1 protein-coding gene is annotated in these 260 nt (G+C 46.2%); it reads right to left on the reverse strand.

Annotation, left to right across the window (positions count from 1 at the left end; translation table 11 throughout):
• Positions 1-206 (reverse strand): hypothetical protein (locus SB786_RS36745; RefSeq protein WP_410731653.1); only part of this gene is annotated, 206 nt, incomplete at its 3' end.
• Between the last annotated feature and the right edge of the window lie 54 nt (positions 207-260).

Genomic DNA, 260 nt, shown 5'->3' on the forward strand with positions numbered 1-260 from the left:
ATTACTTCCAACCCCTTCTCATACTTTTCAGAATTTTTATCGGACGCGAGATGCTCTGTAAGCTTGTCGATTGTTTTATCCCAACCAAGCGAGGCTGACAGGCCGTTCTGATGCAGCGCGTTGCGAAACAGGGAGAAAGAAATGTTACGCTTATTAAGTCCATCAGCAAAATCAATTGCACTCATCGAAATGCTCTCACGTCTCATCCATTTTTCGTGACCCCAGCAAGGCCTCAAGGGTAGCCGAAGATTACGACCAGT

The sequence above is a fragment of the Burkholderia sp. SIMBA_062 genome, from assembly GCF_046534765.1.
Taxonomy (GTDB): Bacteria; Pseudomonadota; Gammaproteobacteria; order Burkholderiales; family Burkholderiaceae; genus Burkholderia; species Burkholderia ambifaria.